Origin of the sequence: Streptomyces sp. NPDC058955 (genome assembly GCF_042741435.1) — a bacterium.
GTDB lineage: Bacteria > Actinomycetota > Actinomycetes > Streptomycetales > Streptomycetaceae > Streptomyces.
In genome coordinates this window covers 111,233-121,307 of sequence record NZ_JBHYKM010000002.1, presented here as the reverse complement: position 1 = coordinate 121,307, position 10,075 = coordinate 111,233, and the positions used below count along the sequence as shown (strand labels likewise).

The following is a 10,075-nucleotide window of genomic DNA, read 5'->3' as shown; positions in this document are numbered from 1 at the left end:
GGGGGGCCCCGGTGGGCGGGGGGGGGCGAGGCGGGGTGGGGGGGGGGGGGGGGGGCTGTCCGGGGGGGGGCGCCCGCCGCGCGGGGCGCTGCGGTCGCCCGGCGGGAGCTGCCGCTGCTGGGCCAGGTCGCCGACCTCGCTCAGGTAGTCGAAGACCATCCGGTCGCTCTCGATGCCCACGCCGCCCCTCCACCGTCCGGCCGAACGCCGTCCCGGTCCTGACGGTAGCGCCTGCGCAGCGGATAACGTGGGGCGGATGGGGATCGGCGAGCTGGACCGGGAGGCGCACGTGCCCGAGGGACGTCCGAGTGGGACCGCGGGTGGCCCGCGCACGCTGGCCGAGGCGCTGCGGGCGCGCGGCGACGACGGTCTCGCGGCGCTGCTGCGGGCCCGACCCGACCTGCTGGGCCCGGTGCCGAACGATCTGACGCAGCTGGCCACCCGGGCCGGGACGCGGGCCTCGGTGGTGCGGGCCCTCGACCGGCTCGACCGGTTCTCGCTCCAGGTGGCGGAGACGCTGGCGGTGGCCCCCGACCCGGCGCCGTACCCGGTCCTGCTCGACCTGTTCGGCGGCCGGGACGAGCCGGACATCGAGGCGGCGCTGCCCCGCGCGGTGGCGCTGCTGCGCGAGCAGGCGCTGGTGTGGGGCGACGACGACCGGCTGCGGCTCGTCCGGACCGCGCGCGAGCTGCTGTCGCCGTCGCCGCAGCACCCCTCCCCCACCGGGCTCGGGCCGACCGTCGCCGAGGCGACGGCGGGGATGTCGCCGGGCCGGCTCCAGGAGATCGTGGCGGCGGCCGGGCTGCCGTCCACCCACGACCCGGTGTCCGCGGTCGCCTCCCTCACCGCGCTCTTCACCGACCGGGAGCGGATGGCGGCGCTCCTCGACACCGCGCCGCCGGAGGCCCTCGCGGTGCTCGACCGGCTGGTGTGGGGCCCGCCGTACGGCGAGGTGACGGCGAAGCCCACGCCGCCGGTGGGCTGGCTGCGGGACCGGGGGCTGCTGCTCCCGGTGTCGCCGCGCACGGTGGTGCTGCCGCGCGAGGTGGCGCTGCACCTGCGGGGCGGGCGGGCGCACCGGGCGCCGGAGCCGCGCGCGCCGGAGCTGCGGGTGGCGCGCGAGTACCGTCCCCAGGTTGTGGACAGCGCCGCCGCCGGACAGGCGTACGCGGCGCTCGCGACCGTCGAGGAGCTGCTGAAGTCCTGGGACCACGGCGGCCCGCCGGTGCTCCGGGCCGGCGGCCTGTCGGTGCGGGACCTGAAGCGCACGGCGACGGCGCTGGACGTGTCCGAGCCGGTGGCCGCGTTCTGGCTGGAGCTGGCGTACGGGGCGGGGCTGCTGGCCTCGGACGGCGAGGCGGACGAGCGGTACGCGCCGACGCCCGCGTACGACGACTGGCTCGACCAGCCGCCGGCCGAACGCTGGGCCCGCCTCGTCACCGCCTGGCTGACGGCCACCCGCACCCCGGGGCTCGCCGGCGGGCAGGACGCGAAGGGCCGGACGCTGTCCGCGCTCGGCCCCGACCTGGACCGGGCGGCGGCGCCCGAGGTGCGCCACCGGGTCCTCGGCCTGCTGGCGACGCTGCCGCCGGGCGCGGCGGCCGACCCGGAGTCCCTGCTGGCCCGGCTGCGCTGGGCGCGGCCGTCGCGGTCCTCCGGCGCCGGCGGGACCGCCGGCCGTCCGGGCGGGGCGCCGGCCCCCGCGGCGGGTGCCGCCGCCGAGCCCGGCGCGGCCGGGCCGTGGGCCTCGGAGGTCCGCACCGCCACCGCCGCCGCGCCCGCGCCGTCCGCGGCCGTACGTCCCCCCGCCGACCTGCGGGAACGCCTGGCCCGCTGGGTGCTCGACGATGCCGAACTCCTGGGGATCACCGGCCGCGGCGCGCTGTCCACGGCCGCCCGCGCCCTGCTCAACCTGCCGCTCGCCGAAGCCGCCGCACCGGCCGCCGAGGGCGGCGGGGTGGAGCCGGAGGTCGCCGTGGAGCGCGCGGCGGAGCTCCTGGAGCCGCTGCTCCCGCAGGCCGTCGACCACGTCCTGCTCCAGGCCGACCTGACCGCCGTCGCCCCCGGCCCGCTGCTCCGCCCGCTGGCCGACGCGCTCGCGGTCCTGGCGGACGTGGAATCGAAGGGTGGCGCCACGGTCTACCGGTTCACGCCCGGTTCGGTGCGGCGGGCCCTCGACACCGGCCGCACCGCCTCCGACCTGCATGCCTTCCTCGCCGCGCACTCGCGGACGCCGGTGCCGCAGCCGCTCGCGTACCTCGTCGACGACGTGGCGAGGAAGCACGGGCACCTGCGGATCGGGGCGGCGTCCGCGTACGTCCGCTGCGACGACGACGCGCTGCTCGGCGAGATCCTGGCCGACCGCCGCTCCGCCCCGCTGCGGCTGCGCCGCCTCGCGCCGACGGTGCTGGCCGCGCAGACGGACCCGGCGTCGCTCCTCGACGGGCTGCGGTCGATGGGATACGCGCCGGCCGCCGAGTCGGCGGAGGGCGACGTCCTGATCACCCGCGCCGACGCCTACCGGACCCCGCCCCGCACCGCCCCGGCCCCGGTCCCGGACGGCCCGCCGGCCCCCGACGCCACGCTGCTCGCGGCGGCGGTCCGCGCGATCCGGGCCGGCGACCACGCCGCCACGGCGGTACGCAAGGAGCCCGCGGTCCCGGTCACGGCGGGCGGCCTGCCCCGCACCTCGGCCGCCGAGACGCTGGCGACGGTGCAGGCGGCGGCGCTGACGGGCTCGGCGGTGTGGATCGGCTACGTCAACGCCGAGGGCGCCGCCAGCCAGCGGGTCATCGCGCCGGTCCGGGTGGAAGGCGGCTTCGTGACCGGCTACGACCACACGGCCGACGAGGTCCGCACGTACCCCCTGCACCGCATCACGGGCGTGGCGGAACTCGCGGACGAGGAGGTCTGAGGGGCGAGGGGGCGGCCGTGGGCGGGGCCGGTCAGGCGCGGACGTTGCCGGTGAGCAGCATGACGAAGAAGTACGTCCAGCCGAGCTGGGTCAGCAGCAGGGGGTAGGCCGCCGCCAGGGCGCACCCCGTGACGGCGAGCCGGACGCGCGTCCGGCGCCGCCGCACGGTCCGGGCGAGGAACCAGCCCGGCGCGACGACCGCGAGGGGCAGGACGAAGCCGGCGGCCAGGACGACGGGCAGGGCCGTGAACAGGTCCCCCGCGACCGCCGCCCCGCACGACAGCACGGGCGCGAGCAGCGTCCCCGCCAGCGTCGGCCCCCACCAGCGGGGGTCGGCGGCGTCCCCGGCGGAGACGGTGGACGGGGCGGCGGGGGCGGTGCGCTGGTTCATGCGTCCATCCCACCGCCCCCGCCCGACCGCGCCCAGCGCACGCCTACTCATCCCCGCGCGCCCCGGTACTCAGCTCGCCTCTTGCGGGCGCCCCCGCGCGCGACCTATCTTGATGTCAAGATTCTCGACATCAAGGGGGACTCATCGTGTCGACGGAACCTTCCGCCTACGCCCTGGCCGGCCTGCACCACGTCCAGCTCTCCATCCCGCCGGGCGGCGAGGACGCCTGCCGGGCCTTCTGGGGCGAGGCGCTCGGGCTGACCGAGATCGAGAAGCCGCCGGTCCTCGCGGCCCGCGGCGGCTGCTGGTTCCGCGGCGGCGGCATCGAGGTGCACCTCGGCGTCGAGGACGACTTCCGCCCCGCCCGCAAGGCCCACCCCGGCATCCTCGTCACCGGCATCCACGCCCTCGCCGCCCGCCTGGAGAGCCGGGGCACGACCGTCACCTGGGACGACGCCTTCCCCGGCTACACCCGCTTCCACACCGCCGACGACCTCGGCAACCGCCTGGAGTTCCTGGAGCCCTCGGCCTGAGCGGTGCCTCAGCGGCGCGGACTCACCAGCCGGCCCGGGTCGATCTCGACCGGGAACGGCTTCTCGACGACCGTCCCGCGGCCGGCCTCGGCCACCACCCGCTCCACGTACCGCCCGTCGCTCAGCTCGGACACGACGAGCGCGGGCGCGGGCTCCAGTTCAAGACGCCACAGGTGCTCGATCCCGGCCTCCGCGTAGTACGGCGGCTTGAGCAGCCGGTCGGTGCGGCGCCCCGACGAGGAGGGCGAGACGATCTCGACGACGAGGAGGACGGCGTCGGCGTCGTACGTGATCGGGTTCTCGGCGGCGGCGGCCGCCTCGACCACGACGATGTCGGGGATGAAGAGGCCGTCGGGCAGGATGACGTTGACGGCCTCAAGGACCTCGGCGTCCACCCCGGCCGTCTGGACGGCGGCGTCCAGAAGACCCCACAGCCGCGACGACGCACGCTGGTGCTTCGTACCCGGAGCCGGTGACATCAAGAGTGCTTCCCCCATCAATTCGCGACGCTGACCACGGTCCTCCCCCAGAGCCAGGACCTCCTCTATCGTCCAGGGCCCGTAATGCGGATCATGCGCGACGCTCATCGCTCGCCACCTCCCTCTCGGCAGTCCGTCGCGTCCAGTGTGGCAGCCCCCGCCGACAACGGCCCCGCATCGGGCAGACTGGAGGATTGGCCGTTACGGGAACGGCCCGCTGCCGGAAGGACCTGATCGCGCGTGAACGGGCCACTCATCGTCCAGAGCGACAAGACGCTGCTCCTGGAGGTCGACCACGAGCTCGCCGAAGCCTGTCGGCGGGCCATCGCCCCCTTCGCCGAGCTGGAGCGGGCACCCGAGCACATCCACACGTACCGGGTGACCCCGCTCGGGCTGTGGAACGCGCGGGCCGCCGGGCACGACGCCGAGCAGGTCGTGGACGCGCTCGTGGAGTACTCCCGCTACCCGGTGCCGCACGCGCTGCTCGTCGACATCGCCGAGACCATGGACCGGTACGGGCGGCTCACCCTCTCCAAGCACCCCGCCCACGGGCTCGTCCTCACCACCACCGACCGGCCCGTCCTGGAGGAGATCCTCCGGTCGAGGCGGGTCCAGCCGCTCGTCGGCGCGCGGATCGACCCCGACACGGTCGTCGTCCACCCGTCCGAGCGCGGCCAGATCAAGCAGACCCTGCTGAAGCTCGGCTGGCCCGCCGAGGACCTCGCCGGATACGTCGACGGCGAGGCCCACCCGATCGACCTCGCCGAGGACGGCTGGAGCCTGCGGCCGTACCAGCAGCACGCCGTCGAGGGCTTCTGGCACGGCGGCAGCGGCGTCGTCGTGCTGCCCTGCGGCGCCGGCAAGACCCTCGTCGGGGCGGGCGCGATGGCCAAGGCCCGGGCGACCACGCTGATCCTCGTCACCAACACCGTCTCCGCCCGGCAGTGGAAGAACGAGCTGGTCAGGCGGACCTCGCTGACCGAGGACGAGATCGGCGAGTACAGCGGGACGAAGAAGGAGATCCGGCCCGTCACCATCGCCACCTACCAGGTGCTGACGACGAAGCGGAAGGGCGTCTACCCGCACCTGGAGCTCTTCGACTCCCGCGACTGGGGCCTGATCGTCTACGACGAGGTGCACCTGCTGCCCGCGCCGGTCTTCAAGTTCACCGCCGACCTCCAGGCCCGCCGCCGGCTCGGCCTGACCGCGACCCTCGTCCGCGAGGACGGCAAGGAGGCGGACGTCTTCTCGCTGATCGGGCCCAAGCGGTTCGACGCGCCGTGGAAGGAGATCGAGGCGCAGGGGTACATCGCGCCCGCCGACTGCGTCGAGGTGCGGGTGAACCTCACCGAGTCCGAGCGGCTCGCGTACGCGACGGCCGAGGCGGAGGAGAAGTACCGCTTCTGCGCGACGACGGCGACCAAGCGGCGGGTGACGGAAGCCCTGGTGAAGAAGTTCGCCGGGCAGCAGATCCTCGTCATCGGCCAGTACATCGACCAGCTCGACGAACTCGGCGCGCACCTCGACGCGCCGGTCATCAAGGGCGAGACGTCCAACAAGGAGCGGGAGCGGCTCTTCGACGCCTTCCGCAACGGCGAGATCAACGTGCTCGTGGTGTCGAAGGTCGCGAACTTCTCCATCGACCTGCCCGAGGCGACCGTCGCCATCCAGGTCTCGGGCACCTTCGGCTCCCGCCAGGAGGAGGCCCAGCGCCTCGGCCGGGTGCTGCGCCCGAAGGCGGACGGCCACCAGGCGCACTTCTACTCGGTCGTCGCCCGCGACACCATCGACCAGGACTTCGCCGCGCACCGGCAGCGCTTCCTGGCCGAGCAGGGGTACGCGTACCGGATCGTCGACGCGGACGAGCTGCTGGCGCCGTAGGAGGCCCGGCCGGGCTCAGTCCATCAGGGCCAGCAGCGGGGCCGCGACCGCCAGGGCGTACTGGGCGGCGACGAGGGTCCGGCGGGGCACGGCGAGGGCGGCCACGCCCGCCAGGGCCGCGAGGCCCACGGACCAGAAGCCGGCGGTGATGAAGGCCCCGCCGACGCCGTCGTCGGAGATCGCGTCGTCGAGGGTGACCATCATGGTCGCCACCGTGCAGACCGCGACGAGCAGCAGACCGAGGCCCGCGAGGACGCGGAGGTTCGTGGAGTTCAGGGCGGTGCCGGGGATGGTGTCGTGCGAGGGCTTGTCCGTCGTCGTCATGTCCCGATCACATCACCGCGCTCCGGGCGCCGGCAGGCGCGCGGATACTCAACCGGGGCCGGGCACGTACTCAGTCCCGGTCGCGCGCGTGCGTGGGGCGGGGGTTCCGGACCCCCGCCTCCGGCGGGCCCGGGTCGCCGAGGAGGGTGACGCCGACGGCGGCCGAGCCGAAGGCGCGGGCCGCGCGGAGGGCCGTGGCCGCCAGACGGCGCGGGCGGGGGACGGTGGTCACGAGGGTGAAGGTCGTCGCGGTCATGACTCCATGATGGAATCCGGACATTCCCCGCACATCGCCCTGTGGGCGGAATCGGGGGCGAACCGGGGTCCCCCTTACGGCGGACCCCTCCCCCTACGGGAAAAGGATTCGCCCCGACCCCCGAGCCGGAGTTAGAATCACCGGCTTCCCCGCCTCCCGTCCGCGTACGGAGAGCGCTGCCGTCCGGTCGGAAACCGGCGGCCACATCGACGTGTCCGTGTGTCCGTATGTCCGACCGGAGGCTTCACCGTGTCCGCAGCTGTGCCCACCGACGACCCGCTCGTACGCGAGCGGAGCCACCTCTCCGCCTCCCGCGCCGCCCTGCGCGCGATGCGCGAGGAGGTGGAGGCGCTGGACATCAAGGACGTCACCGCGAACTGGGTCAACTCGATCGTCCTGGAACGGCAGATCGAGGACCGCATCAAGGCGCTCGCGGACCTCGCCCACACGCCGCTCTTCTTCGGCCGGCTCGACTACCTGCCGCCCACCCAGCACGGCCAGCGCTTCTACATCGGCCGCCGGCACGTCCACGACGCGCAGGGCGACCCGATGGTGATCGACTGGCGCGCGCCGGTCTCGCAGCCGTACTACCAGGCGTCGAAGAAGGACCCCCAGGACGTCGGGCTGCGCCGCCGCTTCGGCTACACGGGCGGCGAGCTCACCGCGTACGAGGACGAGCACCTGTCCGACCCGGCGGAGCTCGAACGGACCAGCCGGCTGCTCCAGGCGGAGATCGAGCGGCCGCGCGTCGGTCCCATGCGGGACATCGTGGCGACGATCCAGCCGGAGCAGGACGAGATCGTCCGCTCCGACCTGTCCGGCACGCTGTGCGTGCAGGGAGGCCCGGGCACCGGCAAGACGGCCGTCGGCCTGCACCGTGTCGCCTATCTGCTGTACGCCCACCGGGAGCGGCTGGCCCGCACCGGCACCCTCGTCATCGGGCCGAACCGTTCCTTCCTCCAGTACATCGAGCAGGTCCTGCCCGCCCTCGGCGAGCTGGAGGTGAAGCAGGCGACGGTCGACGACCTCGTCGCCCACGTCGAGGTGCGGGGCGCGGACGAGGCGGCGACGGCGGTCGTGAAGGGCGACGCCCGGATGGCGGAGGTGCTGCGGCGGGCGGTCCGGTCGCACGTGACGCTGCCGACGGAACCGCTGATGGTCGTCCGCGGTTCGCGGCGCTGGCGGGTGCCGGCGTACGAACTGGAGGAGATCGTCCGGGAACTGACGGAGCGTGACATCCGGTACGGGGCGGCCCGGGAGGCGCTGCCGCAGCGCATCGCGCACGCGGTTCTCGTCCGGATGGAACAGGCCGGCGAGGCGCCCGACGACCGGGTGCAGAACGCCGTCGCCCGGAACGCAGCCGTGAAGGCCGTGGTGAAGGAGTGCTGGCCGCCGGTCGAGCCCGCGAAGCTGGTGCTGCGGCTGCTGAGCGACGCGGAGTTCCTGGCGGAGCACGCGCGGGGCGTGCTGAGCGAGGAGGAGCAGAAGCTGCTGCTGTGGGCGAAGCCGGCGCGGAGCGTGAAGACCGCGAAGTGGTCGGCGGCCGACGCGGTGCTCATCGACGAGGTGACGGACCTGGTCGAGCGGACCCACTCGCTCGGGCACGTCGTCCTCGACGAGGCGCAGGACCTCTCCCCCATGCAGTACCGGGCGGTGGGGCGGCGCTGCACCACCGGTTCGGCGACCATCCTCGGGGACCTCGCGCAGGGCACCACCCCCTGGGCCACGTCGAGTTGGGAGACCGCCCTCGCGCACCTCGGCAAGCCGGACTCCCGCGTCGAGGAGCTGACGGCCGGCTTCCGCGTGCCCAGCGAGGTCATCGCGTACGCCTCCCGGCTGCTGCCCCACATGGCGCCAGGCCTCGCGCCGGTGGAGTCGGTCCGGGAGAACCCGGGCGCCTTCGAGATCCGCGGGACGACGTCCGACGCGGAGGTGGTCGCGGCGTGCGTCGACGCGCTCGGGAACGAGGGCTCGATCGGCCTGATCGCCGCGGACGCGCGCGTCGCGCCGCTGGCGGAGGCGCTGGAGGCGGCGGGCCTGCCGTACCTGTCCCCCGGCGAGGAGACCACCGCGGAGTCGCGCCTGACGCTGGTCCCGGCGTCGCTCGCGAAGGGCCTGGAGTACGACTACGTCGTCCTCGACGAGCCGGCGGCGGTGGTCGACGGCGAGCCCGACGAACGCACGGGCCTGCGCCGCCTGTACGTGGCCCTCACCCGAGCGGTCTCCGGCCTCACCATCTGCCACGCGGCGCCCCTGCCCCCGCAGCTGTAACCCCCCGATCGAAACGGCGGCCCGCCCCGGCGGAACGACTGCCCACGACGACGGCGGCGCGGGCGCCGACCGGTGGGTCAGGTGGCCGTGACGGCGGCGGGGAGGGCTTCGGTCCAGGCTCGGCGGGCTATTGCCGCCAGGGTGGGGTTGGGGGCGGGGGCCGTGTCGGGGCCGGGGGTGTCGCCGTAGTAGTAGTCCGTGACGAGGCCCCAGCACAGGGCCCAGCCCCGGCCGCGGTCCCAGGTGGCGTCGTCGACCTGGGAGGCGGTGCGGAAGAGGGGGCGGGTGGCGGGGGTGAGGAGGGTCCAGGCGGGAAGGAGGTCGGCGGCGGGGTCGCCGGTGCCGAGGCCGCCGAAGTCGATGACGGCGCTGAGGCGGCCGTCGCGGGTGAGCAGGTTGCCCGGCAGGAGGTCGCCGTGCAGCCAGACCGGGTCGCGGTCCCAGGCGGGGAGGGCGAGGACGCGTTCCCAGGCGTCCAGTGCCGTGGGCGCGTCGAGCAGTCCGGCGGCGGCCAGTCCGGCGACGGCCTTCGGCAGGTAGCCGCCCTCCCATTCGGTGACGGCGCCGCCGCGGAAGGAGCGGGGGCCGCCGGTGGCGTCGGCCGCCCGCAGGGCGACGCCGAAGCGGCCCAGCTCCTCGGCTGCGTGGGCGAGATCGGTGACCGGTGAGGTCCAGGCGTCGGCGCCGTCCAGCCAGCCGTACACGCCCCACGGCCGGTCGAAGTCCTCCGTGGGGGTGCCGGTGCCGAGCGGTACCGGCACGGGGAGGGGCAGGGCGGGGGCGAGCCGGGGCAGCCAGCGCTGTTCCTTCTCCACCTGGCCCGTCGCCCACTCCGCCTTCGGCAGCCGTACGACGAGGTCGTCGCCGAGCCGGAACATCGCGTTGTCCGTCCCGGCCGAGGCCACCTGCCGCACGTCGAGCCCGGCCCAGTGCGGGAACCGGTCGGCCACCAGCCGCCGTACGAGCGCTTCGTCGATGTCGTCCGCCATGCGCGCGAGGCTAGTGACCCGCCCGCCGCCCCCGCAC

Annotated in this window: 9 protein-coding genes and 1 pseudogene; 4 read left to right on the top strand and 6 right to left on the bottom strand. The window is 75.1% G+C overall.

The features are described from left to right. A pseudogene (locus tag ACFW1I_RS01585) lies at positions 1-180 on the bottom strand (hypothetical protein); the annotation flags it as partial. 76 nt (positions 181-256) lie between these two features. Here ACFW1I_RS01585 and ACFW1I_RS01580 point away from each other — a divergent pair. Next, on the top strand, positions 257-2,914 hold the full coding sequence (locus ACFW1I_RS01580; RefSeq protein WP_384665035.1) for a helicase-associated domain-containing protein: 2,658 nt from the start codon (positions 257-259) through the stop codon (positions 2,912-2,914). A 31-nt stretch (positions 2,915-2,945) separates the two neighbouring features. Here the strand turns inward: ACFW1I_RS01580 and ACFW1I_RS01575 are convergent, their stop codons facing one another. Continuing rightward, a complete protein-coding gene (locus ACFW1I_RS01575; protein ID WP_384665033.1) occupies positions 2,946-3,305 on the bottom strand; it encodes a hypothetical protein in 360 nt (119 codons plus the stop codon). 146 nt (positions 3,306-3,451) lie between these two features. Between ACFW1I_RS01575 and ACFW1I_RS01570 the strand changes: the two genes are divergently transcribed. Continuing rightward, positions 3,452-3,838, top strand: a complete 387-nt coding sequence (locus ACFW1I_RS01570; RefSeq protein ID WP_384665031.1) for a glyoxalase — start codon at positions 3,452-3,454, stop codon at positions 3,836-3,838. An 8-nt stretch (positions 3,839-3,846) separates the two neighbouring features. Here the strand turns inward: ACFW1I_RS01570 and ACFW1I_RS01565 are convergent, their stop codons facing one another. Next, positions 3,847-4,425, bottom strand: coding sequence for a Uma2 family endonuclease (locus tag ACFW1I_RS01565; RefSeq protein ID WP_384665029.1), 579 nt, complete (start codon positions 4,423-4,425; stop codon positions 3,847-3,849). Positions 4,426-4,557: 132 nt separating this feature from the next. Between ACFW1I_RS01565 and ACFW1I_RS01560 the strand changes: the two genes are divergently transcribed. Continuing rightward, a complete protein-coding gene (locus tag ACFW1I_RS01560; protein WP_384665027.1) occupies positions 4,558-6,198 on the top strand; it encodes a DNA repair helicase XPB in 1,641 nt (546 codons plus the stop codon). Between the two features lie 15 nt (positions 6,199-6,213). Here the strand turns inward: ACFW1I_RS01560 and ACFW1I_RS01555 are convergent, their stop codons facing one another. Both ACFW1I_RS01555 and ACFW1I_RS01550 read right to left on the bottom strand, forming a co-directional pair. Beyond that, entirely contained in the window at positions 6,214-6,522 is a 309-nt protein-coding gene (locus ACFW1I_RS01555; RefSeq protein ID WP_384665025.1) for a hypothetical protein, read from the bottom strand. 70 nt (positions 6,523-6,592) lie between these two features. Beyond that, positions 6,593-6,778, bottom strand: a complete 186-nt coding sequence (locus ACFW1I_RS01550) for a hypothetical protein (protein WP_384665023.1) — start codon at positions 6,776-6,778, stop codon at positions 6,593-6,595. A gap of 249 nt (positions 6,779-7,027) precedes the next feature. Here ACFW1I_RS01550 and ACFW1I_RS01545 point away from each other — a divergent pair, with 249 nt between their 5' ends. Next, positions 7,028-9,049: a HelD family protein gene (locus tag ACFW1I_RS01545; protein WP_384665022.1), complete on the top strand. Its 2,022-nt coding sequence runs from the start codon at positions 7,028-7,030 to the stop codon at positions 9,047-9,049. A gap of 77 nt (positions 9,050-9,126) precedes the next feature. On the opposite strand, the gene ACFW1I_RS01540 is transcribed toward ACFW1I_RS01545, so the two are convergent. Beyond that, positions 9,127-10,038 (bottom strand): aminoglycoside phosphotransferase family protein, encoded by a 912-nt coding sequence (locus ACFW1I_RS01540; protein WP_384665020.1) that lies wholly within the window; start codon positions 10,036-10,038, stop codon positions 9,127-9,129. Positions 10,039-10,075: the final 37 nt, after the last annotated feature.

Excerpts from the sequence above, each read along its gene's own strand:
- ACFW1I_RS01555 (WP_384665025.1), bottom strand. The coding sequence starts at position 6,522 with ATGACGACGACGGACAAGCCCTCGCACGACACCATCCCCGGCACCGCC.
- ACFW1I_RS01540 (WP_384665020.1), bottom strand. The coding sequence starts at position 10,038 with ATGGCGGACGACATCGACGAAGCGCTCGTACGGCGGCTGGTGGCCGAC.
- ACFW1I_RS01580 (WP_384665035.1), top strand. The coding sequence starts at position 257 with ATGGGGATCGGCGAGCTGGACCGGGAGGCGCACGTGCCCGAGGGACGT.
- ACFW1I_RS01565 (WP_384665029.1), bottom strand. The coding sequence starts at position 4,425 with ATGAGCGTCGCGCATGATCCGCATTACGGGCCCTGGACGATAGAGGAG.
- ACFW1I_RS01550 (WP_384665023.1), bottom strand. The coding sequence starts at position 6,778 with ATGACCGCGACGACCTTCACCCTCGTGACCACCGTCCCCCGCCCGCGC.
- ACFW1I_RS01575 (WP_384665033.1), bottom strand. The coding sequence starts at position 3,305 with ATGAACCAGCGCACCGCCCCCGCCGCCCCGTCCACCGTCTCCGCCGGG.